The organism is Gemmatimonadota bacterium, assembly GCA_016209965.1.
Taxonomy (GTDB): domain Bacteria; phylum Gemmatimonadota; class Gemmatimonadetes; order Longimicrobiales; family RSA9; genus JACQVE01.
Map to the genome: position 1 here is coordinate 1 of JACQVE010000283.1, position 25,205 is coordinate 25,205.

The window sequence follows — 25,205 nt, forward strand, 5'->3', positions numbered from 1 at the left end:
CGTGGAAGACGGGGAAGTAATCGGCCGGCGTGTAGAAGCCTGTGTGGTCGCCGAACGGCCCCTCGAGCTGCATGGGCTCGGCGGGGTCGACGTACCCCTCGAGCACGATCTCAGCCTCGGCCGGGATGCGCAGGTCGCAGGTCAGCGCCCGCGCAGTCGAAAGCGGCTCGCGGCGCAGGAACCCGCTGAACAGGTACTCGTCGATCCCGGGGGGCAGGGGCGCGGTGGGCGTGTACATGGTGGTCGGATCGGCGCCCAGCGCCACGACCACGGCCATAGGAGACACCCCCGCCGCCCGGTGCTTGCGGTAGTGCGCGGCCCCGCCCTTGTGCCGCTGCCAGTGCATCATCGTGGTGCGAGGCCCGGTCACCTGCATGCGGTAGCACCCCACGTTCTGCACGCCGGTCTCGGGGTCGCGGCTGATGACCATGGGCAGGGTGATGAACGGCCCCGCGTCCCCGGGCCAGCAGGTCAGGACGGGGAGTCGGCGGACATCGACCGCGTCGCCCTCGAGGACCACTGCCTGGCACGGGGCCTTGCCGCGGTGCGCTCTGGGCGGCACGCGCGCCAGCTCCGCGAACCTGGGCAGCATCTGCACCTTGGCCCAGAGCCCTTCGGGGACTTCCGGCTGGAGCAGCCGCGCGATGCGCTCGCCGTGCTCGCTAACGTCGCTGACGCCCAGAGCCATGGCCATGCGCTTCCAGGAGCCGAACAGGTTGATAGCCGCCGGCATCTCGCTGCGGCTGCCGTCGTCCAGCAGGGGGTGCTCGAAGAGCAGCGCCTTGCCGCCGCCCGGCTGCTTCATGACGCGGTCCGCGATCTCCGCGATTTCGAGGCGCGCGGCGACTGGCTCGGTGATGCGCACCAGCTCGCCCTGCCGGTCCAGGTCGTCGAGGAAGGCGCGGAGGTTCTTGGCAGCCATGGCGGCTACCGCCAGCGGAAGACGGCGAGCGCCGCAGCAAACGAGCCCACGCCCCAGGCCAGCACGATGCCCAGCGAGGCTGCGGTCGCCACCAGGGCGGCGCCCTCAACCATCACGGCGCGCAGCGCGTCCACCAGCGCGGTCAGCGGCAGGGCGCGGATGAAGGGCTGCATGGCGGCCGGGAAATGGTCGGAGGAGAAGAACACTCCCGACAGCACCCACATCGGCACAGCCACCAGGTTCATCAGCCCCTGCACGGCTTCAATGCTGCGCGCGCGGCTGGCCACCAGCACGCCCAGCCCGGTGAACGCAAACGCGCCCAGCGTCGAGATCAGCAGCACCCCGGCCAGGGAACCCCTCACACTGACATCGAAGACCAGGCGGGCGAAGAGCAGGATCGCGGCCAGCTCGCCGGCCAGGAAGACGAGGCGTGACAGCATGAAGGAGAGCAGGAAATCCGCCCGGCGCATGGGCGTGGCGGCGAGGCGCTTGAGCAGCTTCCCCGTGCGCATACGGACCAGGGCGAAGCCCACCCCCCAAAGCCCGGTGCCCAGCAAGTTGAGCCCGATCAGCCCGGGGATCAGGAAGTCGATGTAGCGGCTCCCCTTCTCCGTGACCCTCAGGTCCATCACCGGCCGCGCATCGCTCCGGCCGGCCGCGCGCTGCAGCGCGTCGTCCACGGCCAGCCGGGCAAGGCGGCTTTCCGGCCTGGTGGGGTCGTAGTGATAGGTGACCCCCTCCGCCGCGGGCACAACCAGTAAGGCAATTTCTCCGCGGCGCAACGCCTCCCGGGCACCCGCGGGCTCGACCATCCGCGTGGCAAAGCCGTCGGCAGATGCCAGCGCCGCCGCAACCTGTGCGGACCCCGGGCCCGCCTCGATGCCCACGTGGATCCGTTCCGGGCCGCGGTTGCGGAACGCGATGCCCAGCGCGACCGCCAGCAGGATGGGGAAGAAGAACGTCCAGAATACGGCTTCCGGCTCGCGCCCGAACTCGCGCAGCCTGACCAGCGTGAGCTGCACCAGCGGCAGCGTGTCCAGCCTGCTACTCATCGCGCAGCGGCCGGCCCGTCAGGGTCACAAACACGTCTTCCAGCGAGGCGTGGTGCGTGCTAAGGCTGGACAGCGCCGCGCCCCGACGCTCGAGCGCCTCGAGCAGCGCCGGCACTGCAGTGTGGACCTCCCGCACGGTGAGCGAGACACGGCTCGCCAGCGTGCGGACTCCCGTGACACCCGGCAGCCGCTGGAGCTCGCTTGCGTCGGGGGACGCAGCGCCGTTGGCCAGCGTGAAATCGACCACGTGCTCGGCGCCCAGCGAGGCCACGAGCTCGGCGGGCGCGCCCAGCGCCAGGATGCGGCCGTGGTCCATGATCGCCACCCGGTCGCAAAGCCGTGCCGCCTCCTCCATGTAGTGCGTGGTCAGCAGCACGGTGCGTCCGGAGGCGCGATAGCCCTCGATCAGCTCCCAGAGCGCCCGGCGCGACTGCGGATCCAGACCGGTGGTGGGCTCGTCCAGAAAGAGCAGGTCAGGTTCGCCGACCAGCGCGCAGGCCACGGCCAGCCGCTGCTTCTGCCCGCCCGACAATCGGCCTACCCGGGCGCCGCGCTTGTCCGCGAGCTGCACAGCGTCGATCACCTCGCCGACCGACGGGCCGCGTCCATAAAAGCTCCGGAACAGCCGGATCGTTTCTTCTACGGTCAGCTTCTCCGGCAGCCGCGTCTCCTGCAACTGGATCCCCAGCCGCTGCCGCAGCTCCCGCGCCTCGCGATCCCAGCTCCGGCCCAGTACGCGGACCGACCCCTCGTCCGGCTCGAGCAGCCCCTCGAGCACCTCGATGGTGGTGGTCTTGCCCGCGCCGTTCGGACCCAACAGCCCGAAGCACTCGCCGGCCTGAACCTCGAGGTCCAGGCCGGCCACGGCGGTGACGTCGCCATAGCGCTTGACCAGGCCGCGGCACTCGAGCGCGGCGCCGCCCGGCGCCGCACCAGCGGAGGCCGCGCTGGCCAGAGAACTTCGCATCATCCCACTTATCCGACCGGCGCCATCGCCTCGCCGGCACTGCTCTGTGCCGCGGCCAGCACCCGCTCCGCCCGGCGCACGGCCTCGTGCAGCGGCGACTCGCCATGACGGGCGGCGTCATCCAGGATCTCGCCCAACGCGCTGCCGATCTGCAGCACGCGTGCCTCGACCTGTTCCCGGCTCCAGCCAAGCACCTCGAGCGCGCCATGCGCGATGGCGCCACCCGCATTGATCACAAAGTCCGGGGCGTAGAGGATGCCTCGCTCGTGCAGGCGCTCGGCATCGCCCGCGTCCTCTAGTTGGTTGTTGGCCGAGCCGGCGACCACCCGGCAGCGCAGGCGCGGAATGCTGCGCGCGTTCAGAATGCCGCCGATCGCGCAGGGCGCGAACACGTCGCAGGGCGTGTCGTACGCCACTTCCGGCGCCACCACCTCCGCGCCCAGCTCGCGAGCCAGCCCCGCGGCGCGGTCCGGCAACGCATCGGAGAGGAGCAGCCTGACGCCGGCCTCTGCCAGCCGCCGGGCGAGTGGCGCACCCACGTCGCCCACTCCCTGTACCAGCACGCTGTGGCCCTCGAGGCCCGCCGTGCCGAAGGCGCGATCGCATGCCGCGCCGAGTCCCGCGAAGACGCCCAGTGCGGTCCACGGCCCCGGGTCGCCGGCGCCACCTTCCTCGGGGTAGCGGCCGAACACCCGGCTGGTCCGGCGCCCCACAATGCCCATGTCGGCCGGCGTGGTGCCCAGGTCCACGCCCGTGCCGTACGCGCCGCCCAGCGATTCCACCATCTCGCCGAAGCGCAGCAGCAGTCCTTCCCGCTCTTCCTGCCCGAGCGGCCCGGGGATGGCGAGCACCGCCTTGCCACCGCCGAAGGGAAAGTTGATGGCCGCCCATTTCAGGGTCATGCCCTGGGCCAGGCGCAGCGCGTCGCGCAGCGCTTCGGAGGGGCTGCCGTACACCTTCATCCGGCAGCCGCCCATGGCCATCCCCAGGCTGCGGTCATGAAGGGCAATGAAGATCCAGGCACCGGAAGGACGGTCGTAGCGGACCACGACGCTTTCGCCGTCCCACGCGCGAATCAGCTCTTCCATACGCCTTTCCCGGGTTGAGCGCGGTTACTGACCCCGCGAAGATGCCGTCCGGTAGCCGGTTTGGCAACCGGATGTTATGGTCTCCGGGTTGCGCTGCCGCACTCTCGATCCCCGAAAAAGCGCATGAGCCAGCACGCACGGGCAGGCAGCGCCGCTGCCGGCGCCACGCTCCCCGGATACCTCTTCGCCCTGGGCGCGGGCGCGCTATGGGGCACAACGGGAGCGCTGAGCACCGCGCTCCAGCGCATCGGCGCAGAGCTGACGGCGGTGGGCTTCTGGCGTATCCTGTTGGCGACGCTTGGCTTCCTGATTTACGGGGTGCTGCGTCGCGAGCTGTTCCATATCGACCGCCGCGGGTTGCTGCTGGTGGGGCTCGGCGGCGGCGTCCTGGTCGCGCTCTTCGAGGTCGCCTATCAGTTCGCCATTGCCGGCGCGGGCGTGGCCGGCGCGGCCACGCTGCTCTACACCGCGCCCATCATGGTGGCGCTCCTGGCGCGGCCACTGCTGGGTGAGGCGCTGACACCCACCCGCGTGGGACTGGCCCTTGTGGTCATGGTGGGCGTGGCGCTCACCGTGGGGGGGTACGCCGGGGGGGAGAACGGTGCGGGCGACGCCGCGGGCACGTCCCGCGCCGTCGGCGTCCTGGGCGGGCTGCTGGCCGCCGCCAGCTACGCCGGCACTACGCTGCTCGCCCGTTTCGCCGTGCCCCGCTACGGGGCGGCCAGGGTGCTGTTCCTGGAGCTCGCCGGGGGGACCGCCATGCTGGCGCTCTTCCTCCCGCTAGCGGGGCACGCGCCCGCGCCCGCGACTTCCACGGCCGGCTGGATCTACATTGTGGGGCTGGGCATCGGCTCCGTACTCCTGGCCAACTTCTGCTTCTTCGCCGCGGTCCGCCGCATCGACGCCGCGCCCACCGCGGTTGCCGCCAGCATCGAGCCCGTGGTCAGCGCACTGCTGGCGCTGGCCTTCCTCAGCCAGCGGCTCACGCTCACCGGCTGGCTGGGGCTGCTCATGGTCGTCGGGGGCGTGGCTGCCGGCTACTGGCGCGAGGCCGCACAGCCACCAGGCGCGGCGGCGGCGGAGCGGGAGCAGGAGCTGGCGGCCGCGCGCTAAGACACACCTTCGGTGCCTACCCACGGAATTTCACTGCCGGGGAGAGAGAGGGCGGACAGCGTGCCCGTCAAGCCGGGTAACCCACTGCCCTTTAAGCGTGCGGGACGACGCTCTGGCGGCACCCGTGTTTGCCTCTCCCCCGCTGGAATCCGTACGTCGGGTTTTCCCCAGCACGGCTTCAAAGCGGACATGGCCGAGTTCGACGAGATCGTCGGACGCGCTCGCAGAGCCGCGAAGCGAGCGGGGCTCAGGAAGGCGGACGTCAAAAAGGCGATCAAGGCAGTGCGAGACCGCGCGTGAGAGTCGTACTCGACCCGAACGTCGTGGTCTCCGGCTTCTTCTTCGGCGGAGTCCCGGGAACAATTCTGGAAGCCTGGCACCGTGGACGAGTGGACCTCGTTTTGTCGGCTTCGTCCCAGCCCTAGCGCTTCTCCCCGACGTGAATGGTCGCGATCCCGCCCGTCAGCTTTTCCCAGCGCACGCGCTCCAGTCCCGCGCCCTCCATCCGCCGGGCGAGAGGCTCGGCCGCCGGGAACTCGAGCACGGAGGCGGGGAGGTAGCTGTAGGCGCTCTGGTGGCCTGAGGCCAGCCGGCCGATCCAGGGGAGCAGTCGCCGGAAGTAGAAGAGGTAGAGGCGGCGGAACAGCCGGCCGGTCGGGATCCCGAACTCGAGCACGACCAGCCGGCCGCCCGGCCGGAGCACCCGGACCAGCTCGCGCAGCCCCGCATCCAGATCCGCCAGGTTGCGCACGCCGAAGCCGACAATGCCTGCGTCAAGGCGTCCATCCGGGAAGGGCAGCCGCAAGGTGTCCGCACAGGCCAAGCGGATCATTCCGCCAGAGAGCTTCCGCCTTCCGCACTGGAGCATGTGGAGAGAGAAGTCAGCGGCAACGACCCTTGCGCATGTGCCGGCCTGCCGCACCAGCTCGACTGCCAGGTCCAGCGTACCAGCGCAGGCGTCGAGGTAGAGCCCCGAAGTACCCGATCCCCCTCTGGTGGGGCCACCCCGCCCCCCATCCAGCAGCCGGGCCACGGCCCGCCGGCGCCAACGCCGGTCAAAATTCAGGCTCAGCAGGTGGTTGAGCAGGTCGTACCGTGGCGCGATGGCATTGAACAGTCGGCGCACGGCGGCGGCCTTCTCGGCGGGCGGCGGCAGAATGCCGGGATCAAGGTTGGCTCGCGGCATCGCGCCAGCGTCTCTTGTTGCGTACAATGGGGCACCAGCAGCGCAGGCGGGCCGAAGCTAGCCGCGCTCCGGCCGCCGGGCAACTCCAAGGTGAAACCCGAACCGCACGGCGCCGTAAGGAAAACCACATCGCGGGGCGGGGCGCAGCACGCCCATCCGCCCTGACGAGGGCCCCCGGGGTCCACGCACGGGCGCGTGGCCAGCCGCCCCGGGCGCGGGCACGCGGACGTGTGGAGTACAAAACTCTTTCCGATCAGGATGTAGTCGCCCGCGCCCGCACGGGGCAGGAAGCGGCATTTCGCGAATTGATCGGCCGCTACGAGCGGCCCGTCTTCTCCCTCATCTACCGGCTGGTCCGGAATCGCGAGCAGGCCGAAGACCTGGCCCAGGACACCTTCATCAAGGTGCTGAATGCGCTGGAGCGCTACGACCCGTCCTACAAGTTCAGCTCCTGGATCTTCAAGATCGCCCACAACACGGCCATCGATCATCTGCGGCGCAAGGAAGTGGACACCCTTTCGCTGGAAGGCTCGCCCCATGCGGAGACGGCGGAGGCACTGGATGCCAGCACGCTCACGGCGGTGGCGGCGGGCCCCACGCCCGAGGAGCACGCGGCCAGTCAGGAGTTGGGCGCCGAGATCGAGCGGGCCATCGCGCGGCTGCGGCCCGAGTACCGTACGGCGATCGTGCTCTGGCACGTCGAGGGCCGGCCGTACGAGGAGATTGCGCAGATCATGGACGTGCCCCTGGGCACGGTGAAGACCTACATCCACCGGGCTCGTAACGAGTTACGCAAGCGGCTCGGTCACCTCTATGGCTGAAACCCGAGCGGGTGAGCGTGCGTAAGGAAGGTTGGACCCGAGCGCGGAGTGCACAGCTTGACTGAGCGAAAGCACCTGAGCCCCAAGCGGATGCAGGCCTACGCCGAGGGGGCGCTCTCGCCTGCGGAGCGCGGGCTCTTCGAGTCGCATCTCGAGGCGTGCGCGCGCTGCAGCGCGGCGACAGTGCAGTGGCAGGCGCTGTTCCTGGCGCTGGCAGCGCTGCCGCGACTCGCGCCCGCGCCGGGATTCGCCGATCGCGTGCTGGCGCAGGTCCATGCCCGCGTACCGCTGGTCGATCGGCTGCTCGACTGGCTGGACCGCCTCGTGCCCCGGACCACCGGCGGCTGGGCCGTGGCCACGGCGTTCCTGGCGCTTCCGGTGCTGCTGGTGGGCGGTGTTGTCGCCTGGATCCTGGCCACGCCCTGGCTCACCTTCGAGGGGCTCTGGCTGTTCCTGCGCGGCCGGGCTAGCACCGCCTTGCTTGCGCTTGCCGAGCGCGCGGGTGACATGTTCCTGGGCAGCCAACCGACGTTGTGGGTGGCCAACGGGATTCGGGCCGTTGCCGCCACCGGCGCACTGGACAAGGTCGGGCTGGTCATCGCCGCATTGGCGACCGTCACCCTGATCTCCATCTGGGTCCTGTACCACAACCTGTTCCGCTCGCCTACGCGGGGTAGCACGTATGGCACCTACTGCTTCTAAGCGTACTGCCGCGCACCGGCTGGTGACGCTGGCGCTGGCGCTGGCCGCGGCGCCCGCAACCCTGGCCGCACAGGAAGCCGCGTCTCAGGCGAGACGGCCGGCGGGTATCCTCTCGAGTCAGATCGAGACTTCCCGGGACGCCGCCGAGCTGACACTCGAGCTGCAGGGCGGCCGCCAGCTCGAGATCGCGGTGCGCGACGGCCGGGGGCTGGTCAACGGGCGAGACATCGGCTTCGTCCCCCGGGGCGGCGCACTGGACCGGTCGTGGCGCGAGCTGTTGAACCGCGCCATGGTCACGCCCAGCACGGAGCTGCCGCAGCTTCTCGCCGCCTGGGATCCACCGGCGGGCGAAGGGCCCGGCGGGCGCTTCGATGCCGCGATCGAGGCCGCCGTCGGCACTCGGACCGTCGCAGCCGGGGAGCTCTCGCAGGTCCCCTCCTCCGATACGCTCACTCGCCTGCAGCAACGGATCGAGGAGCTGGAGCGCAGGCTCGGCGGCGACGAGGAGGAACCGGACATCGAGGCGGATGCGGACGAGTTCTTCGGCATTGATCGGGCGCAGATCCAGCGCGAGATCCGGCAGGAGCTGGAGAAGGAGTTCCGCGAGCGCCGGCAAAGCTGGTGGCAGAACCCCTTCCGCCACATTGCCCGCGGCGTGGCCGGCATCCTCTCCCTGCTCATGATCTACGCCGTCCTGGTCGGCCTCGGCTTTGCCGCCGTCTTCTTCGGCGGACGGCAGCTCGAAGCCGTTGCCGACACCGCGCGCCAGGCGACGCTCCGCTCCTGGCTCGTCGGCCTGGCCGGCTCCTTCCTCGTGCTGCCCGTGTTCATCCTGGGCACGGTGGCACTGGCCATCTCGATTGTGGGCATTCCGGCACTGCTGGTATGGGTGCCGCTGTTCCCCGTGGCGTTTATTCTGGCCTGCGCCTTCGGCTACCTCGGCGTCGCCCACGCCACAGGCGAGGCGCTGGCGGAGCGGCGGTTCCACGGCGGCGACTGGTTCAAGCGCGCCAACTCCTACTACTACATGCTCACGGGCCTCGCTCTTCTCCTGGCTCTGTTCCTGGGCAGCCATGTCGTGGAAATGGCGGGGCCGTGGCTCGGCTTTGTGCATGGCACACTCATGTTCCTGGGGGTCGTCCTCACCTGGGCAGCCTTCACCATCGGCTTTGGCGCCGTCCTGCTCTCACGCGGCGGCACCCGGCCCCTGACCGAGGGCACCGCTGCCGGCGCGGGTGATGCCTTTGCGGGGGACACGAATGTATAGTGGTCGAATTCACCAATACGGTGGCTTTCGGCCGCCGATCCATCCCCGCAGGCTGTGTGGCCTGCTGCCCCTGGCGCTGGCGCCGCTCCTCAGTGCCAGTGTGCTCTGCGCGCAGGACGTGCGCACGGTAACGACCATGCGCCAGTTCGCGGGGCAGGAGCAGCTCGGGGTGGCTGTCGAGTATGGCGCTGGTCGGCTCAGGATCGAGCCCGGGGCGAAGGGCGCGCTCTATCGGGCAAGTTTGAGCTATGACGCGGACGTCTTCCAGCCCGTCACCGCCTATGCCGACGGCCGGCTGCGGCTCGGACTCAAGGGCCGGAACGGCGTCAAGATCCGCGGCCACAGGGCCTCCCGCCTGGATCTCGCGCTGGGTCCCGACGCGCCGCTCGATCTGGACCTGAAGTTCGGCGCCGTGGAAGCCAACATCGAGCTGGGCGGGTTGCGCGTGCGCCGGCTCGAGGTCTCGACGGGGGCCAGCGAGACGGTGCTGCGCTTCTCGCAGCCCAACCCGGAGCGCTGCCGGATCGTCGAGCTGGAGGCCGGCGCGGCCGCCTTCCGCGTGTTCGGGCTGGGCAACGCCAATGCGGAGCGGCTCACCTTCGATGGCGGCGTGGGCGACATCCTGCTGGACTTCACGGGCGAGTGGCGCGGGGACATGACGGCCGACATCGACATGGGCGTCGGCTCGCTTACGCTGAACGTGCCCCACGGCCTGGGGCTGCAAATCACCCGGGACACTTTCCTCACCTCCTTCGATCCGGAGGGTCTGGTCAAGCGCGGCAACAGCTATTATTCCCAGGATTGGAACGACGCCAAGCACCGGCTCACCATCCAGATCGACGCGGCCTTCGGCGCCATCGCGGTCCGGTGGGTCGGCTCGCTCAACTCGATCTGAGGGAGGTCGATATGATTGCCTCGCTCCTGACATTCCTGCTCGCGGGCCTGGTGGTCCTCATTGCCGTGGGAATCGTCATGGCCATCATCGGCGCCATCTTCTCGGTCGCCCTCGCCGTAGCAGGGTTCCTGCTCTTCAAGGTCGCGCCTATCGTGCTGGTGGGCTATCTGGTGGTCCGCTTCCTCGCGCCGCGGCACAAGCGGCTGAGGGCGGCGCAGCGGAAGTGGCTGGGCGACGAGTGAGCGGTCGCCACCTGCACCCTGGCCGTGCTCGCCGGCTAGGCGCGCGAGGCCCGGCTCGATATCGAGGGACTCGTTAGCGGTCTGTCAGCCTGAGCGACGCTTGTCGTCCGGAGCCCCTCGACAGCGCTCAGAGTAAACCTGCCGGGCCGCCGCCATCGACGATTGGCGGCGGCCTGGCCACATTTCACGTCCAGAGAACCGGGACCCCGTACGGCTCGAAGCGTCGGTCATGGGTGACGATCGTCAGCCCTTCGGCGAAGGCCTGCGCGATCAGCATGCGGTCGAACGGATCACGATGGTGCGGGGCGAGGCCCGTCACTCCCGCCACGTGCGCGAAAGCGATGGGTAGCTCTTTGAAGGCGTTGATCTCGACGGCCTGTTCGAACGGGATTCGGATGCTGAGCTTGCCCAGCGCAGTTTTGATCGCCGCCTCCCAGGCCGAAGCGGCGCTAACGACCACGATCTCCGCGCCGGCTATTGCGCGCCGCGCCTCAGCCCTCAGCCGCGGGCTCCCCTCGCTCCACCAGAGGAATGCATGCGTATCGAGGAGCAGCTTCACGCGTGATTATCAGTTTCGTCTTCGCCCAGGAATCCCACGAGAATCTCGGGCGGCAGGTCATCGTCGAAATCGTCGGCAATCCATATCTGTCCCTTCAGCGCCCCCGGCTTCCGCTGGGGCTGAACCTTCTCCAGCGGTACCAGTCGCGCCTTCGGCTTACCCGCCTTCGCGATGATGATCTCCTGTCCGGCCGAGGCCTCGTCGACCAGCTTCGATAGCTGGGTCTTCGCCTGGTAGAGGTTAACCGTTTTCGCCACCTGGCCCTCCTGCTTGGTCTACTTGGTCAATCATAGCGGCCGCAGCGGTGATTATCAAGCGGCCCCTACGCCTCGGGTTCCGTCACGGGCTGCGGTTCCAGGACTGCGGGTTTGTGCGGCACTATTCCAGCAGGCAAGACGTGTCGGCTACTCGATCACGACGGGCGTTCCCCTGCCGGCAGCGAGCACCGCGGCCGCGCTGCCGTCGCGCACCGAGATCTCGACCAGGCCGGCGGAGCCGATAATGGCGAGCAACTCGCCGGAGCGAGCCTGGGCATAGGCCTGCCGCAGCGGGCCCACGTTCTGGCCGGCCACCTCGATGCTGCGGGCGTGCGCCGCCCACTCCCCGGGGATGTTGGTGATCAGATTGCCGAAGCGGTCGATGTGGACGACGACGCCGCTGGCGCCGCTCTCCGTGCGCCGGGCTCGGGGCAGCTCGAGACGCACCGGGTCAGAGACCGGCGGCCCCAGCTCGGAGAGCGGCGTGCCGCGCGCGATGTGCGCGGCCACCGGCGCGAAGATGTCCCGGCCGTGAAAGGTCTGCGAGACACTGTCCCGGTAGAACACGGGGTTGGTCAGCGCCACCACCCGCTCGGGCGCAGCCTCGTCCAGGACTCGGGAGAGCACGCCGTTGTCGGGCGCGACCAGGAACCGTCCCTCCACGGCCGCGGCCAGCGCGCGGCGCTCGCTCCCCACGCCGGGGTCCACGACCGCCAGGTGGATCGTGCCGGGCGGATAGAGCCGCCAGTACGCTGCCAGCGCCCAGGCAGCGGCGTGAACGTCCCCCGGCGGGATGTCGTGGGCCGCGTCATCGATCAGCGCGTCGGGCGCCAGGCTGGCGATCACGCCCTTCATGGCCGCCACGTAGCCGTCGGCGGCGCCGAAGTCAGTGAGCAGGGTGATGCGGGTCACGGGGACGGCAGATCTGGGGTTCGGGGCGCCCCTACGGTGCGGGCGCAGGCGCGCTTCCGTGCGGCCTGGGCTGACCGCGCCAGGCCAGCACCTCGGCCAGGGCATCGAGCAGCGGCGCCGGATCGCCTTCCATAGCCGCTGCCAGCGGCTGGCCGCCGTGCGCGGGCAGGTTCACGCCGAAGCGGCGCAGCACGGCCAGCGTTTCCGGGTAGTCGCGCAACACGACGTGCAGCGGCAGCGCGGACAGCTCCTCGCGGGCAGGCACGCTCACGCGCGTGCCGGCACGGCGTCCTCGACGCCGGCCGCGAGCCGTTCCGCGATCTCGCGGAATGCCCGCCCCGCGGCCGAATCCGGCGCGTACAGGACCGTAGGCCGACCCGTATCGCTGGCTACGCGCACGGCCGCGTCCAGCGGCACGGCGCCCAGGAACGGGAGCGACATCTCCTCGGCCAGTCGGCGCCCGCCACCCAGCCCGAAGATGTCCACGGCCTGGCCGCAGTGCGGGCACTGGAACCCGCTCATGTTCTCGACCACGCCCAGCACGCGCGTGCGCACGCGCTCGAACATGCGGATCGCGCGCCGCACATCGCCGGTGGAAATGTCCTGCGGCGTGGTCACCATCACCGCGCCATCCAGATTGATGGTCTGGACCAGCGAGAGCTGGGCGTCCCCTGTGCCGGGTGGCATATCCACCACCAGGTAATCGAGCTGCCCCCACTCGACCTGCTCCAGGAACTGGCGCAGAATGCCGGAGACCATGGGCCCCCGCATGATGGCCGGCTGCTCGTCATCGAGCAGGAAGCCCAGGCTCATGAGCCGCACGCCGTGCCCGTCCAGGGGCACGATCTTCTCCTGCCCTTTGGCGCCCGTGACCTGCGGCCGCCGGCGCTCGCCGAACATCAGCGGGATGTCCGGCCCGTAGATGTCGGCGTCCAGAAGGCCGACCTGGCGACCTGCGGCCGCCAGCGCCGCCGCCAGGTTGGCGGCTACGGTGGACTTGCCCACGCCGCCCTTCCCCGAGCTCACCGCCACCACGCGCCGCATCCCCGCGGCGATATCGGGCTCCGGCTTGGGAGCGGGCACGGAGTGCGGGCGGAGCACCCGCGGCTGCGCCTGTGCCCGCGCCGGCTGCGGCGCCCGCGGCAGCTTCACATCGATCTTCACCGCAAGGACGCCCGGCACCGCCTCGGCTGCCGCCCGCGCCTCGCGCACCAGCGTGCCCGGGTCCTCCGGCTCGAGAGCGAACTGGAAGCGGACCTTCCCGTCCTCCTCCACCCGCAGCTCCTGCACCTTCCCCGCGGCAACGATGTCCGCGCCCGTGGCCGGGTGGTGTACACGCATCAGGGCTTCCGCTACCTGCCGCTGCAACGCCTCGCGGTCTACTGCCATCCTCTTCCTTTCGCGCAAGACGGCCGGCGCCCCAGGGGCGCCGGCCGTCCCAGGGAGCCGGTGCAACCCCGATCAAACGGCCTGAACCGCCCGCACCTCCGGCACCGCCATCTGCAGCCGTCGCTCGATCCCCTGCTTCAAGGTCATGTCCGAGATGGGGCAGGCATGGCATGCGCCGATCAGCCGCAGCAGCACGAGCCCCTCCTCCTCATGGAACTCGAGGAACTCGAGGTCCCCGCCATCGGAGCGGATCGCGGGACGGATCCCTTCCAGGACCTCCTCGATCTTCTGCCGTGTGGTCATCCGGCTCGCTGCTCCTTGCCTCACAAACATTTCCAGCCTTGCCGCAATCTACCGCGCCGCGCCACTCCCAGTCAACGGCTGAGGATGGCAGCTCACCACGGGCGCTCGGGCGTGGGCGCCGAAGTCGCGAAACGGTCCGTGATGGACTTGGCCTGCGTGAAGAGCAGCAGGTAATCCGGCCCGCCCGCCTTCGAGTCCGTGCCCGACATGTTGAACCCGCCGAAGGGCTGCACGCCGACCAGCGCGCCCGTGCACTTGCGGTTCAAGTACAGGTTGCCCACGTGGAACTCCTGCCGCGCCCGGGCCAGTCGCTCGGCCGAGCGGGAGTAGACACCGCCCGTCAGGCCGTACACTGTGCCGTTGGCGATCTCGAGCGCGTGCTCGAAGTCGCGGGCTTTGATGAAGGCGAGCACGGGCCCGAAGATCTCCTCCTGTGCCACGCGCGCGTCAGGCGCCAGGTCCGCGATGATGGTGGGAGGAATGAAGTAGCCGCCGCCCTCCTGCGTCTCGCCGCCCAGTACCAGGCGGCCCTCCCGTTTGCCGATCTCGATATACTCCCGGATCTTGCGGAACGCCGAGCGGTCCACCACGGCACCCATGAAGGTGGACGGGTCCGTGGGATCGCCCACCTCGAGCTGGCGCGCCCGTTCGACAATGCGTCTCAGCACCGCGTCGTACACCTTCTCGACCACGATCGCCCGCGAGCAGGCCGAGCACTTTTGCCCCTGGAAGCCGAACGCCGATACCACAATGCCGTCCGCGGCTGCATCGAGATCGGCCGTCTCGTCCACGATGATCGCGTCTTTGCCGCCCATCTCGAGGATCGTCCGCTTCAGCCAGAGCTGGCCCGCTTGGACCTTCGAGGCTCGCTCGAAGATGCGGAGTCCCACTTCCTGCGAGCCGGTGAAGGCGATGAAGCGGGTGCGCGGATGGTCAACGAGCGCATCACCAATCGCGCCGCCGGGCCCGGGCAGGAAGTTGAGCACACCCGGCGGCAGTCCCACCTCTTCCGTCATGATGCGTACGAACTGGGCGGCGATGGCAGGGGAAGTCGAGGCCGGCTTGAGGACCACGGTGTTGCCCGCCACCAGCGCGGCCAGGGTCATGCCGCCCATGATCGCGCCCGGGAAGTTCCAGGGCGGAATGACGATGCCCACCCCCAGCGGGATGTAGCGCAGCTCGTTCTCCTCGCCTGGAGAGGCACCCAGCGGCTGAGGCGCGGCGAGACCCAGCATCTGGCGCGCGTAGTACTCGGCGAAATCGATGAGCTCGGCGACGTCGGCATCGGCCTCGACCCAGCTCTTGCTCACCTCGAAGACCTGCCACGCGGCCAGCTCGTGCTTGCGCCGGCGCATGGCCGCGGCCGCCCGCAAGAGACAGCGGGCCCGCTCTTCGGCCGGCGTGCGGGCCCAGCCGGGGAACGCTTGGTCCGCCGCGGCCACGGCCGCCTTCGCGTGCTCGACGGTCGCGCGCACGAAGCGGCCCACCACCTGCTCGGGCACAGCCGGGTTGTGGGAGGTGAAGGTCTCGCCCTCCTGGACGGCGCGGCCGCCGATCAGCAACGGATAGGTGCGGCCCAACTCGCTCCGCACCTTCGCCAGCGCCTCTTCCATCCGCCGGACATTGGACGGATCGCTCCAATCGGTGGGTGGCTCGTTGCGAAACTCGGGAAGCATGCTCGACCTCCAGATGCAGCGGCTCGGCCGCCGGCGCGGCTAGCACAGCGACTCAACGATGCGCGGGCCGTGCGCGCGGCCATTCTCGATGAAGATCTTGTTGGCGTCGTGACCTGCCGCAATCACGCCGGCAATGAAGATGCCAGAGACGTCGGTTTCCATAGTCTGCGGATCGTGCGCCGGTATGCCGGTAGTCGGGTCGATGGACACACCCAGGCGCCGCAGGAGACCGGGATCGGGGGAAAACCCGGTCATGGCAAACACCCAGTCATTCCTCAACTCTTCCTCGGCGCCCTCGATCTCGGAGCGCAGGATCACGGCGCCCGGCCGGATCTGCTGCACGCGCGCCTGCCAGCGCGCGGCGATCTCACCCTTCTCGAGCCGGTTCGTTATGTCCGGCAGCACCCACGGCTTGACGCCGCGGTCCAGGCGGTCCGCGAAGTGGAGCAGCGTCACGCGCGCGCCGCAGCGGTAGAGGTCCAGCGCCGCTTCCACTGCCGAGTTGCCGCCCCCTATGACCAGGCAATCCTGGTCGTAGTAAGGGTGCCCCTCACGGTAGTAGTACGTCACCTTGTCCAGCTCGGCACCCGGCACGCCCAGCAGGTTGGGCCGGCCGAAGTAGCCGGTGGCAATCGCCACCTGCCGCGCGAGGTAGCTGGCGGCGGAGCCCTCACGCCGCCGGGTGCGCAGCGTGAAGGCGCCCCGCTGGCCCGCGATGTCCAGGACCTCCTCGTACTGGTGGACCCGCAGCCCGAAGTGCGAGGCCAGGCGGCGGTAGTACTTGAGCGCCTCGAGCCGCGTGGGCTTGTCCGCGGCAACAATGAAGGGGACGCCGCCCACCTCGAGCTTCTCCGCGGTCGAGAAGAAGGTCATGTAGGTGGGGTAGGCGGCGATCGAACCGGTGATGCACCCCTTGTCGAAGAGCACGCACTCGAGGCCCGCCTGCCGCGCGGCCACGGCCACGCCCAGGCCGCACGGCCCTGCGCCCACCACCGCCAGATCCAGAACACCCTCCACTTCTTACTCCGGTTTTAGTGGCTCGAGGACCAGCCGTTGGACGACGCGGCTGCGGGCCTGCTCCCGCTCCAGCGGGATGCGCCAGAGCCCGCCCTGGCGCCAGCGTGCGAACTGGTCGCGGTAGTGGCGGCTGAAGGGCAGGCCGGACTGGCCCGTGGGGATCAGGAAGCCGCCCGCTCCATCCACATCGGCCATGTCCACCACGTGCCGCTGGCTGGGCCCGTAGCTGGCGCGGACAGGAAAGCGGCTGCCGTCATAGTGACTCACATTGACTGTGGTCGGGGAGCCGCCCTGAGGCACGGGGCCCACGTTGAAGAATCTGCCCAGCCCCCGCAGCGATCCCAGCGGGTGCTCGGCCACAACCAGGTGCAGCTCGCCCCACTTCTTGCCACGCGCGATGGAATCCGCCTCACCCATGGCCCGCGCGGCCAGCTCGCGGAACCGCGCGGCCCCGTCCTCGACTACCCAGGGGAGCGCCGCTTGTTCAAGGATGCCGTTCACGGCCTCGCGTGGGAACCAGCCGCCGTCCTTGCCGTAAAGCGAGCGAGCGGCGGCCAGGCCCAGCCGCTCGTACCAGACGTAGAACAGCGCAGCGGCTCGGGATCCCGCATCGGCCCGCGCATCCCACTCCCGCAGCAGCTCGGCCGCCGCGACCAGTCCGGCACGCTCGGCCGCCTCGACCGCGTGCGCCCGGTAGCGTACGGCCAGCGCATCGCGCACGTCCAGTTGCATGCCATGCGCGGCCGCGGCGTCGTGGGGCCCGCCCTCCTCGACCAGCTCCGTGATGCGCAGGGCGCGGAACGGCTCCATCCAGTAGGTGCTGATCAGCTCTGCCACTCCGCTTGGCGCCTGCCGGTTGTTGGCCGTCACGATGTACCCCTGCGGCGGATCCAGCACGCGCGGATGCCGCTCGAGGCCCAGCTCGCCGTTCCAGTCCCATGCCCCGGTCCACCCGGGCACCGGCAGGAGCGGCGGCGTCTTCCCCGCGCCGCGCAGGGGCACGCGCCCGCCCATGATGTAGCCGATATGGCCGGCCGTGTCCGCATAGATCACGTTCTGGTGAGGGTTGTCGAAGTCCTCCAGGGCGCGCAGGAACTCCTGCCAGTCAGACGCCCGATTGAGGGCTTCCATCGCGCGGAACGTGTCCGACGAGTCGTGGGCGATCCAGCGCAGGGCGAGAAGCTCACTGTCGCTCCGCTCCTCGACCCGGTCGAGCAGCGGGCCGTGCCGCGTCAGCCGAAGCCGTTCGACCACCGGGGCACTCCGACCCTTCACCCGGATCGTCTCCGCCGCCTCCTGGAAGGGCAGGCTCCCGCCCGGCACGAGGTAACGGGAGGGGTCGGCCGGATCCACTCGCTCGAGGAAGAAGTCCACGTCGTCCACCATGGCATTGGTGTAGCCCCAGGCAATGGCGCGGTTGTGCCCGGCTATGACGAACGGCGTCCCGGGTATGGTCATCCCCGCTACGTCGATGCCGTCCCCGTGCAGCGCCATGAGGTACCACAGGCTGGGCGCACGAAGCGCCAGGTGCATGTCGTTGGCCAGGATCGGCTTGCCGCTGCGGGTCCGGCTGCTGGCAATCACCCACGAGTTGGAGGCGCGGGCCAGACTCGCCGCGTCCAGCATCGCGGCCGCCAGGGGCGGGATCTGCGGCGGCCGAGGCCCCGGCAGGATGGTTGCGCCCCAGGCGGGGTAGTCGGGCAGCAGGAAGGCGGCTTTCTGCGGGCCAAGTTGCCGGACCGCGTGCGCTAGATTCGACTGCAGCGAGTAGAGCGAGAGATCCCAGGCCATGACCTTCTCGATGGCCAGGGAATGCCGCACGCGCCACGGCTCCGGCTGGATGCGGAGGAGCAGGAACTCGGGCGGCAGTGCGCCGCGGCGGCCGCTGATCCAGGCGTTGACACCGGCCGCGTAGGCCTCGACCCGCCTGCGCTCCTCGGCCGTGAGCCGCCGCTCATTGACCCCAGCCGCCCGCCACAAGCCGAGCGTGCGCAGGAACCGGTCGCTGTCCAGTGCGCGCTCGCCGAACAGCTCGGCCAGCCGGCCCTCGGCGACCCGGCGCAGCAGCTCCATCTGCCAGAGGCGGTCCTGCGCATGCGTATAGCCCTGGGCAAAGAGCAGGTCCTCGAGTGAGCTGGCCCAGACGTGGGGCACGCCCAGGGAGTCGCGCCACACCTCGACCGGGCCGCGCAGCCGCGCGAGCCGCACCTGACCCTCCCGGTCGCGGCCGGCTGAGCCCAGGTACCACAGCAGCGCGGCCACCACGAGCACTAGGAGAGAGGTCGCTACGGCCGCCACAATCAGGATCTTCGGTCGCATCACTTCCCTCCGTCAGGAAGCCGGAACAGGAATGGAGCCTCAGGCTTGCCTCAGGCTTGCCCCGCCGCCGGCCGGTCCATCGGGGGCAGGCGGGGCTGCTGCGTGCAGCAGGGCAGGCGCCACGGCGGCGGTCGTCGAAGCGGCCCTCGCCCCTCACGCAGCCTCCGCGTCCAATGCCTGGGCCAGGTCAGCCCTCAAGTCCTCCGCGTCCTCGATCCCGAGCGAGAGGCGGATGAAGCCGTCGGCAATGCCGAGGGCGTGTCGCTCGGCTGCACTCAGCCCAATGTGTGAGGTGAAGCGCGGCATGGAGGCCAGCGTCTCGACGCCGCCCAGACTGGGCGCCACGCAGACCAGCCGGAATCGGCTCATCACCCGCAATGCCGCCTCATCGCCGCCGCGCACAACCAGGCTCAGCATGCCGCCAAAGCCCTGGAACAGCTCGCGCGCGACTGCATGCTCCGGGTGGCTCTCGAGACCCGGGTAGTGCACCGCTACCACGGCCGGATGAGCCTCCAGCCAGCCGGCCAGTGCCAGCCCGTTCTCGTTCTGCCGCGCGACGCGCACCACCAGGGTCTTGATCCCCCGCTCGAGCAGCCAGACAGCATGCGGATCCAGCACGGGACCGAAACTCTTCAGCTTGTGCCGCACCTCCTCGATGACGTCCTTTGGCCCCGCGACCACGCCTGCGGTGAGATCCGAGTGGCCGCCCAGGTACTTGGTCGCACTGTGGATGACCACGTCCGCGCCATGTTCGAGCGGGCGGAAGTTGACCGGCGTGGCAAAGGTCGCATCCACCAGCAGCGGCAGCCCCTTCTCGCGCGCGAGTCGGCCCAACGCCCGGATGTCCGGCACGCGCAACGTGGGGTTGGACGGCACCTCGACCAGTAGCGCGCGGGTGCGACGCCGGATGGTGCCCGCCCAGTCGCCCGCCAGCTCGACGAACGTGGTCTCAATGCCCAGGCGCGGAAACTCCCGCGTCAACAACTGGGTCGTGCCGCCGTAGAGGGCGCTGGCCGCGACCAGGTGATCACCCGCGCCCAGGAAGGAGAGCAGGGTAAGGGAGGTAGCGGCCATGCCGCTGCCCAGCGCGATCGCGGCCTCGGCGCGCTCCAGCTCGGCCAGCTTGCGGCCCAGAACGAGATGGTTCGGGTTGGTGCCGTAGCGCGTGTACAGCACCTCTCCCTCCGGCACCGCGTCCATGTAAAAGGTGGCGCTCTGCACGACCGGCGTGACCACCGGCGCGCCAGGCACGGGCTTTGCCGCGCCGGCGTGCACCGCGCGCGTGGACTGGCCCGCGCCTCTCGCCGCGCGCTCTTCAGGCTTCATCGCGCCACCTCTCGATGAGCTCCGAGTACTCGGCGACCAGGCGCTCCGCGGCCTCGCGCTCCGCGCCCTCCGCCGTGACCACGAAGTACGGCTTGTGCGAGTGCGGGATCACCAGCAGCCACTCCCGCTCGCTGCTCCACAACTTCACCCCGTCCACTAGCTGCCGCTCCCGCCCCTCCGTCGCCTCGATCAGCCGTCGCATCACGGCGCCCTTGCGGCCCCACGGGCAGGCGATCCGCGCCTGCCGCAGGTGGATCGGCGGATAGCGGTCCGCCACCTCGCGCAGCCGCACACCCGAACGGCTCAGGGCTTCCAGCAGCTTCACGGCCGCGAACATGCCGTCGTACGCGGGAATGAAGCGGGAGAAGATGAACTCGCCGCGCGACCCGGCCACCAGGTCCGTTTCCGTGGCCGACGCCATCATGGCGTGGTGCTCGGTCTTGGTCCAGGACAGCTCGGCGCCGCTCGAGCGGATGATCTCCGCGACAGCCACGGGGCTGGTCACCGGGATGGCCACGCGGCGCACCTCCAGATGCTCGAGCGCCAGCCCGACCAGGACGGCCTGCGCCAGTTCCGGCGAGAGCGTGCGCCCCGCGTCGTCCACCAGGTGGATGACCTCGCCGCCCGGATCGATCCACACGCCCAGCTCGGCATTGATCGAGCGCACGATCCCGCCCAGCCGGCTCAGCGCCTCGCCGAACTCCTCGTCACTGCGCGATAGCCGGCCCGGCGCCGGGTACGCGTCCAGGCTCACCGTCTCCGTGCGCAGGGCGCCCAGCAGCTCCGGGAACACTTGCACGGTCGTGCCGTACGCGAAGTCCACCACCAGCGTGAAGCGCCGCTCCGCTATGAGCTCCCGATCCACCTCGGAGAGGAAATGCTCGCCGTAGCCCTCGACCACGCGGGTCGGATAGTTCAGGTCGCCCGTACCATCCGGGCCCGCCCGAGGGAAGTCTTCGCGCGTGAACAGCCGCTCGATGGACTGCGTCTTCCCCGGCGGCAGGTCGCGGCCGTCCGCATCAAAGAAGAGGACGTCAATGACCTTGGGATCGAAGGGGGAGCGCCGCACGTGGACGGCGCCGGCCTCGCGGCCGTGGTTCACGGCGTGCCGCACCACCGGGATGGGCATGCGCCGCAGGTCCTCGACGTTCACACCGGCCGAGAGGAAGCCCGTGACCAGCGCCCGGTTGATCATGCGCGAAGCGCGATCCGAATCCCGGGAGGTGATGACATAGGCTCCCAGGCCCAACATCGCGCCGTAGGCGCCGCCCAGCCGCGCCGCCATCTCGGGCATCAGCTCCGAGTTGGGCACACCACTCACCCGAGCGCCATGGAAGAGGCTGTGCTCCCACGCCTCACCCCAGATCAGCGAGTGCGTGAGCACGGCCCGCTCCTCCACCACTTTGTCGGGCCACACCTTGACGTTGGGCCCGACCACGGCGAAGGCGCCCACCTCGGAGCGGTCCGAGAGCACCGTGTTCTCGCGCACCAGTGCCCGCGCTCCGATGCGGACCTCGCCCGCGCACACGACCTCGCTCGCCCGCACGCCCGCGCCGATGCGACAGTCCTCCCACAACACCACGTTGCGCAGCTCCGCGCCCTCCGCAATCTCGCACCCTGCGCCGGCGACCACGTTCTCGAGCACGGCTCGCGCGGCCACGCGCACGCCGCGTCCCAGCACCACGGTCCCCGAGAGGCTGGCGTCGCGCGCGACCGCGCTACCGGCCTCGCCCCACAACACGCAGTGGTCGAATTCGCGGCGCTCGCCCAGGAGCGAGAGCTGGACCTGTCCGCGGAACACGTCCTCGTGGGCGCGCCCGTAGTCGTCGAGATTGCCAATGTCGCGCCAATAGCCGCGGGCCACGTGGCCATACAAGGGCGCGTCCTCCCGCAACATCTGGGGGAAGAGGTCGCGCGAGAAGTCGACACTGGTGCCCGCGGGCACCCGCTCGAGCGCGCCCGGCTCGAGGACGTAGATGCCCGTGTTGATCGTGTCGCTGAAGACCTCGCCCCAGGTGGGCTTTTCCAGGAACCGCTCGACTCGCCTGGTCCTGGCGTCCACAATGACAATGCCGTAGGCCAGTGGATTCTCGACCGGCGTGAGCACGATGGTCGCCTCGGCGCCGCGCGCGACGTGCTCCTCCACCGCAGCCGTCAAGTCGAAGTCCGTCAGGATGTCGCCGCTGATCACCAGCAGCCGTTCGCCGCCCAGGAGCTCCGCCGCGTAGCGCACCGCGCCGGCCGTCCCGTAGTCGGCATCGGCCGTGACATACTGCAGGCGCACATCGAAGCGGGAGCCGTCCTCGAAATGCCGGATGATGTGCTCGGGTTGGAAGTACAGGATGGCCATCAGGTCGGTGACGCCGTGCAGCTTGAGCAGCTCGATGATGTGCTCCATGACCGGCCGGTTGGCCACCGGCACCATAGGCTTGGGCCGATTGATGGTGAGCGGCTTGAGGCGGGTCCCGAATCCGCCCGCCATGATCACGCCTTTCATGCGCCCGCTTCCCTCGCAGAACTGAGGCCGGCCGAACGCGTTGCGCGGCAGCGCAATCGCCGTGCCCGCGTAACGTACGCCCCCGGCAAAAGGCGAGCAACCGACAGGAGATCAGATAAGAGAGCTGAGGGCCTGCAAGGTGGGCGGCGCGGCGCGGCGCGTGACCAGGCCGCGTTCGAGCAGGGACTCGAGGGCGGCGTGCACATCGGGCGCGGCGTCGCCGACGTCGCTCACGATCTCCGCCGCGGCCGCCTCGCCTCGCCGCTCGAGCGCGGCCCAGGCCGCCCGCTCGAGGGGCGAGGCATCGCCCAGCAGCGTGAACCCCAGCTCGTCGATTTCGGCGACCAGCGCCAGCCTGTGGCGCGCCAGCACCGCTTCCAGAGCTTCCCGATGGCGGTCGCCGACGCCGCGTGCGATGAAGTAGGCCTGGACCACGCGCTCGCGCGGCTGATAGCGCTGGATCAGCTTGGCCACTGCCTCGTCCGCGCAACTGTAGTCCAGGACCAGGACATCCGTGAAGTCCAGGATGGAAACGCACACGCCGTTGAGCTCGCCGATCTGGCTCTCGATGCCCAGGCGCACGGCCTGACCGGTGGGCCGGGTCACGAGGTGCGAGTAGAGGGTGGCCACGGAGCGCCGTACCAGCGCCGACAGGTCAAAGCGCAAGGGCACGATGCGGTCGTGCTCGGTCACGCGGCACCGCCCGTGGCGGCCGGTGCCGAACTGTCCAGGCGAGCCGGCAAGACAATGCAGATCTGTGCGCCCGGGAACGGCGCCAGCCGCTCCTCGAGTTGCGGCGCGTCATCCCAGGGCGGAACGTCCGCGATGCGGGCGGTGCCGCTGCGCACGGAAATCTTGCCGCCCCAACGTCCGACCTGTTTGCGGATCTGCTGCAGCCCCTGCCCGCGGCCGGGGTCATGGAAGCGGGTCAGCCCGTGCAGGAACGCAGCTTCCAGCGCCGTCGCATCACTCCACCGCTCGCCGAAGCGAGCGGCGTGCTGCCCCGCCAGCGAGCCGCGAAAGCCCACGCCCAGGTCCATGACCGCGATCACCACGACCTTGCGGCCCAGACGGCGTGCCCAGTTGTACGTCTGGGTCGCGACCCAACCGCCGGACCCCGCTTCCGCGTGCTCGACGATGTTCTGGCACACTTCCGAAAGAATCACACTGAACTGGAACGCCTCCTTGCCCGGATAGTGGAGCTGCCGCGTCAGGATCGTGACCGCCCGCTGGTTCACCCGGTCCACGACCGTGTGGATGTCGCCATGGGAGCGCACCGGCGTGATCTCGAGCAGGACATCGGAAGGGCTGTCCACTGTGCGCCGGCTGCCGCCGTGCAGCTCGAAAACGCGGTCGGCGTGCTCGAAGAAATCCATGCGCGTCAGGTAACTCAGCACCTCGGCGGAATTGGGGAGCCGCAGCAGCGGCCGCTCGCCCGAACGCGCCACTACCTCCCCGACCGCGAGCAGCCCGAGCATGCCGTAGGGGTCCACCCAGCGCACCTGGCGAGCGTCCAGAAGCACGCGTTCCGCCGGCTGCGGCAGCGCGTCGACCAGTTGATCGAAGGTCCGCTCCTCCACGGAGGAGGGCACGGTGAGCACGTTCACGTCGCGATCCGCCCCTGCAGGAACAGGTCGAGCCCCGTCGCTCCGCGATGCTCGACGTTGCGCGCCGCGGCCCGGTTGGCAGCGCGAACCGAGGCCTCGAGTGATTGGCCGCTCAGCAGCCGGGCAAAGCAGGTAGCGCCCCAAACGTCGCCGCACCCTGTGGGATCGCCGTACCCGGCGGGGGCGTCCAGGCCGATCCGCTCGCTCCTCACTGCGCCGGGCGTGCCCAGCGCCCGGGAGCCTGGCAGCCGCCCGCGCGTCCGCCAACTGCGCGGCTCGGGCTGGAACGCGGGGGCGGCGATGTAGGCGGCCCCGCGCGGCCCCAGCGTGACCAGCAGCAGGCGCAGCTCGTCACCCACGACTTCGGCGGCAAAGTGCCAGGGATCGCCCCAGGCCCCGGCCAGACAAGCCAGCTCCTGCTCGTTCACCTGCACGGCATCGAAGCAGCGCAGCCATTCTCGCCAGGCGGCCAGCACGCGCGGGACGCGGTAGCCGCCCGCGTCCACGCCCAGCAGCAGCGAATGCAGGTCGGCGTAGACCGCGCCAGGGAAGGCGAGACGCAGCGTAGTCGCGGTCTCCAGTGTCAGCTCGAATCCGGAGATGAAATTGATGTAGAGAGCATCGAGTCCCTCGACGGCCGGCGCCAGCTCCGCCCAGCGCCAGGCCGGGACGCCGCCGGTGAGGCGCTCACAACGCCGCGCCCCGTCCTGATAGCGGAGCTCGACCCGGTTGTTGGGCTCGGGAACGACCCGGATCCCGGTCTCCAGGTCCATTCCCGGCAGGCGCCCCAGGAACTGCAGTGCTACGCCTTCCAGGTCACTCCCAACCTTGATGATGGGCACGACCTCCCACTCCGGCGGACGCGCCGCAGCCAGCGCGGCCAGCGCATACGAGATCCCGCCCCACTCCTCGACTGGCGCGAGCCAGCCGTCCCGGGCGTAGATCCGGTCCCATACGATGGTTCCGAGGACCCCGAGTCGCGGCATGGCTCAGACTTCCCCGTACCTCTCCTGTTTGAACGCCGCCACGGCGCCCACCACGCCGGCCGTCCCGGGGAGCCGACCGGACACGATCTGGCACGCTTCCTC

At 70.0% G+C, this 25,205-nt stretch carries 25 protein-coding genes; 6 read left to right on the forward strand and 19 right to left on the reverse strand.

What is annotated here, in order from left to right:
* The 4 genes from HY703_11230 to HY703_11245 all read right to left on the reverse strand — a co-directional run.
* The coding region (locus HY703_11230; GenBank protein ID MBI4545759.1) for a UbiD family decarboxylase at positions 1–922 on the reverse strand (922 nt) is incomplete at its 3' end.
* A 5-nt stretch (positions 923–927) separates the two neighbouring features.
* A complete protein-coding gene (locus HY703_11235; GenBank protein ID MBI4545760.1) occupies positions 928–1,974 on the reverse strand; it encodes an ABC transporter permease in 1,047 nt (348 codons plus the stop codon).
* Positions 1,967–2,941 carry an ABC transporter ATP-binding protein gene (locus HY703_11240; GenBank protein ID MBI4545761.1) on the reverse strand — a complete coding sequence of 325 codons (975 nt, stop codon included), beginning with the start codon at positions 2,939–2,941 and terminating at the stop codon, positions 1,967–1,969. The genes HY703_11235 and HY703_11240 overlap by 8 nt, the downstream gene beginning before the upstream one ends.
* Before the next feature lie 8 nt (positions 2,942–2,949).
* On the reverse strand, positions 2,950–4,029 hold the full coding sequence (locus HY703_11245) for a hypothetical protein (protein ID MBI4545762.1): 1,080 nt from the start codon (positions 4,027–4,029) through the stop codon (positions 2,950–2,952).
* Positions 4,030–4,152: 123 nt separating this feature from the next.
* Between HY703_11245 and HY703_11250 the strand changes: the two genes are divergently transcribed.
* On the forward strand, positions 4,153–5,142 hold the full coding sequence (locus tag HY703_11250) for a DMT family transporter (protein MBI4545763.1): 990 nt from the start codon (positions 4,153–4,155) through the stop codon (positions 5,140–5,142).
* Positions 5,143–5,563: 421 nt separating this feature from the next.
* On the opposite strand, the gene HY703_11255 is transcribed toward HY703_11250, so the two are convergent.
* Positions 5,564–6,301 carry a ubiquinone/menaquinone biosynthesis methyltransferase gene (locus HY703_11255; protein ID MBI4545764.1) on the reverse strand — a complete coding sequence of 246 codons (738 nt, stop codon included), beginning with the start codon at positions 6,299–6,301 and terminating at the stop codon, positions 5,564–5,566.
* A gap of 257 nt (positions 6,302–6,558) precedes the next feature.
* Between HY703_11255 and HY703_11260 the strand changes: the two genes are divergently transcribed.
* Genes HY703_11260 through HY703_11280 form a run of 5 tightly spaced genes read left to right on the forward strand, consistent with a single transcriptional unit; the run spans position 6,559 to position 10,255 of the window.
* Entirely contained in the window at positions 6,559–7,149 is a 591-nt protein-coding gene (locus tag HY703_11260) for a sigma-70 family RNA polymerase sigma factor (GenBank protein MBI4545765.1), read from the forward strand.
* A gap of 57 nt (positions 7,150–7,206) precedes the next feature.
* On the forward strand, positions 7,207–7,851 hold the full coding sequence (locus tag HY703_11265; GenBank protein ID MBI4545766.1) for a zf-HC2 domain-containing protein: 645 nt from the start codon (positions 7,207–7,209) through the stop codon (positions 7,849–7,851).
* Positions 7,832–9,118: a hypothetical protein gene (locus tag HY703_11270; protein MBI4545767.1), complete on the forward strand. Its 1,287-nt coding sequence runs from the start codon at positions 7,832–7,834 to the stop codon at positions 9,116–9,118. Before HY703_11265 ends, HY703_11270 begins: the two co-directional genes overlap by 20 nt.
* Entirely contained in the window at positions 9,111–10,013 is a 903-nt protein-coding gene (locus tag HY703_11275; protein ID MBI4545768.1) for a hypothetical protein, read from the forward strand. Before HY703_11270 ends, HY703_11275 begins: the two co-directional genes overlap by 8 nt.
* A gap of 11 nt (positions 10,014–10,024) precedes the next feature.
* Positions 10,025–10,255 carry a hypothetical protein gene (locus HY703_11280; protein ID MBI4545769.1) on the forward strand — a complete coding sequence of 77 codons (231 nt, stop codon included), beginning with the start codon at positions 10,025–10,027 and terminating at the stop codon, positions 10,253–10,255.
* Between the two features lie 184 nt (positions 10,256–10,439).
* Here HY703_11280 and HY703_11285 read toward each other — a convergent pair whose 3' ends face one another.
* The 14 genes from HY703_11285 to HY703_11350 form a co-directional block, all read right to left on the reverse strand.
* Positions 10,440–10,814 carry a type II toxin-antitoxin system VapC family toxin gene (locus HY703_11285; protein ID MBI4545770.1) on the reverse strand — a complete coding sequence of 125 codons (375 nt, stop codon included), beginning with the start codon at positions 10,812–10,814 and terminating at the stop codon, positions 10,440–10,442.
* The gene (locus HY703_11290) at positions 10,811–11,071 is read right to left on the reverse strand and encodes a type II toxin-antitoxin system Phd/YefM family antitoxin (protein ID MBI4545771.1); all 261 of its coding nucleotides are present in this window, start codon (positions 11,069–11,071) and stop codon (positions 10,811–10,813) included. The genes HY703_11285 and HY703_11290 overlap by 4 nt, the downstream gene beginning before the upstream one ends.
* A 147-nt stretch (positions 11,072–11,218) precedes the next feature.
* The gene (locus HY703_11295) at positions 11,219–11,983 is read right to left on the reverse strand and encodes an SAM-dependent chlorinase/fluorinase (protein ID MBI4545772.1); all 765 of its coding nucleotides are present in this window, start codon (positions 11,981–11,983) and stop codon (positions 11,219–11,221) included.
* A 31-nt stretch (positions 11,984–12,014) separates the two neighbouring features.
* A complete protein-coding gene (locus HY703_11300) occupies positions 12,015–12,254 on the reverse strand; it encodes a hypothetical protein (GenBank protein MBI4545773.1) in 240 nt (79 codons plus the stop codon).
* A complete protein-coding gene (locus HY703_11305; protein MBI4545774.1) occupies positions 12,251–13,372 on the reverse strand; it encodes an Mrp/NBP35 family ATP-binding protein in 1,122 nt (373 codons plus the stop codon). The genes HY703_11300 and HY703_11305 overlap by 4 nt, the downstream gene beginning before the upstream one ends.
* A gap of 72 nt (positions 13,373–13,444) precedes the next feature.
* Positions 13,445–13,675: a NifU family protein gene (locus tag HY703_11310; protein MBI4545775.1), complete on the reverse strand. Its 231-nt coding sequence runs from the start codon at positions 13,673–13,675 to the stop codon at positions 13,445–13,447.
* Positions 13,676–13,767: 92 nt separating this feature from the next.
* A complete protein-coding gene (pruA, locus tag HY703_11315) occupies positions 13,768–15,351 on the reverse strand; it encodes an L-glutamate gamma-semialdehyde dehydrogenase (protein ID MBI4545776.1) in 1,584 nt (527 codons plus the stop codon).
* 39 nt (positions 15,352–15,390) lie between these two features.
* A complete protein-coding gene (gene ypdA, locus HY703_11320; protein MBI4545777.1) occupies positions 15,391–16,368 on the reverse strand; it encodes a YpdA family putative bacillithiol disulfide reductase in 978 nt (325 codons plus the stop codon).
* Between the two features lie 3 nt (positions 16,369–16,371).
* Complete coding sequence (locus tag HY703_11325) at positions 16,372–18,687, reverse strand: penicillin acylase family protein (protein ID MBI4545778.1); 2,316 nt, start codon at positions 18,685–18,687, stop codon at positions 16,372–16,374.
* Between the two features lie 153 nt (positions 18,688–18,840).
* Positions 18,841–20,013 (reverse strand): aminotransferase class I/II-fold pyridoxal phosphate-dependent enzyme, encoded by a 1,173-nt coding sequence (locus tag HY703_11330; protein ID MBI4545779.1) that lies wholly within the window; start codon positions 20,011–20,013, stop codon positions 18,841–18,843.
* The gene (locus HY703_11335) at positions 20,003–22,510 is read right to left on the reverse strand and encodes an NTP transferase domain-containing protein (protein MBI4545780.1); all 2,508 of its coding nucleotides are present in this window, start codon (positions 22,508–22,510) and stop codon (positions 20,003–20,005) included. Before HY703_11335 ends, HY703_11330 begins: the two co-directional genes overlap by 11 nt.
* Before the next feature lie 111 nt (positions 22,511–22,621).
* Positions 22,622–23,203 carry a hypothetical protein gene (locus HY703_11340; GenBank protein MBI4545781.1) on the reverse strand — a complete coding sequence of 194 codons (582 nt, stop codon included), beginning with the start codon at positions 23,201–23,203 and terminating at the stop codon, positions 22,622–22,624.
* Entirely contained in the window at positions 23,200–24,117 is a 918-nt protein-coding gene (locus HY703_11345) for a sensor histidine kinase (GenBank protein MBI4545782.1), read from the reverse strand. Before HY703_11345 ends, HY703_11340 begins: the two co-directional genes overlap by 4 nt.
* A complete protein-coding gene (locus HY703_11350; GenBank protein MBI4545783.1) occupies positions 24,114–25,103 on the reverse strand; it encodes a carbohydrate kinase family protein in 990 nt (329 codons plus the stop codon). Before HY703_11350 ends, HY703_11345 begins: the two co-directional genes overlap by 4 nt.
* Positions 25,104–25,205 lie beyond the last annotated feature (102 nt).

Coding starts and splice junctions, on each gene's coding strand:
- HY703_11235 (MBI4545760.1), bottom strand. CDS start 1,974: ATGAGTAGCAGGCTGGACACGCTGCCGCTGGTGCAGCTCACGCTGGTC.
- HY703_11240 (MBI4545761.1), bottom strand. CDS start 2,941: ATGCGAAGTTCTCTGGCCAGCGCGGCCTCCGCTGGTGCGGCGCCGGGC.
- HY703_11245 (MBI4545762.1), bottom strand. CDS start 4,029: ATGGAAGAGCTGATTCGCGCGTGGGACGGCGAAAGCGTCGTGGTCCGC.
- HY703_11250 (MBI4545763.1), top strand. CDS start 4,153: ATGAGCCAGCACGCACGGGCAGGCAGCGCCGCTGCCGGCGCCACGCTC.
- HY703_11270 (MBI4545767.1), top strand. CDS start 7,832: ATGGCACCTACTGCTTCTAAGCGTACTGCCGCGCACCGGCTGGTGACG.
- HY703_11275 (MBI4545768.1), top strand. CDS start 9,111: ATGTATAGTGGTCGAATTCACCAATACGGTGGCTTTCGGCCGCCGATC.
- HY703_11280 (MBI4545769.1), top strand. CDS start 10,025: ATGATTGCCTCGCTCCTGACATTCCTGCTCGCGGGCCTGGTGGTCCTC.
- HY703_11305 (MBI4545774.1), bottom strand. CDS start 13,372: ATGGCAGTAGACCGCGAGGCGTTGCAGCGGCAGGTAGCGGAAGCCCTG.
- HY703_11310 (MBI4545775.1), bottom strand. CDS start 13,675: ATGACCACACGGCAGAAGATCGAGGAGGTCCTGGAAGGGATCCGTCCC.
- pruA (MBI4545776.1), bottom strand. CDS start 15,351: ATGCTTCCCGAGTTTCGCAACGAGCCACCCACCGATTGGAGCGATCCG.
- HY703_11325 (MBI4545778.1), bottom strand. CDS start 18,687: ATGCGACCGAAGATCCTGATTGTGGCGGCCGTAGCGACCTCTCTCCTA.
- HY703_11330 (MBI4545779.1), bottom strand. CDS start 20,013: ATGAAGCCTGAAGAGCGCGCGGCGAGAGGCGCGGGCCAGTCCACGCGC.
- HY703_11335 (MBI4545780.1), bottom strand. CDS start 22,510: ATGAAAGGCGTGATCATGGCGGGCGGATTCGGGACCCGCCTCAAGCCG.
- HY703_11350 (MBI4545783.1), bottom strand. CDS start 25,103: ATGCCGCGACTCGGGGTCCTCGGAACCATCGTATGGGACCGGATCTAC.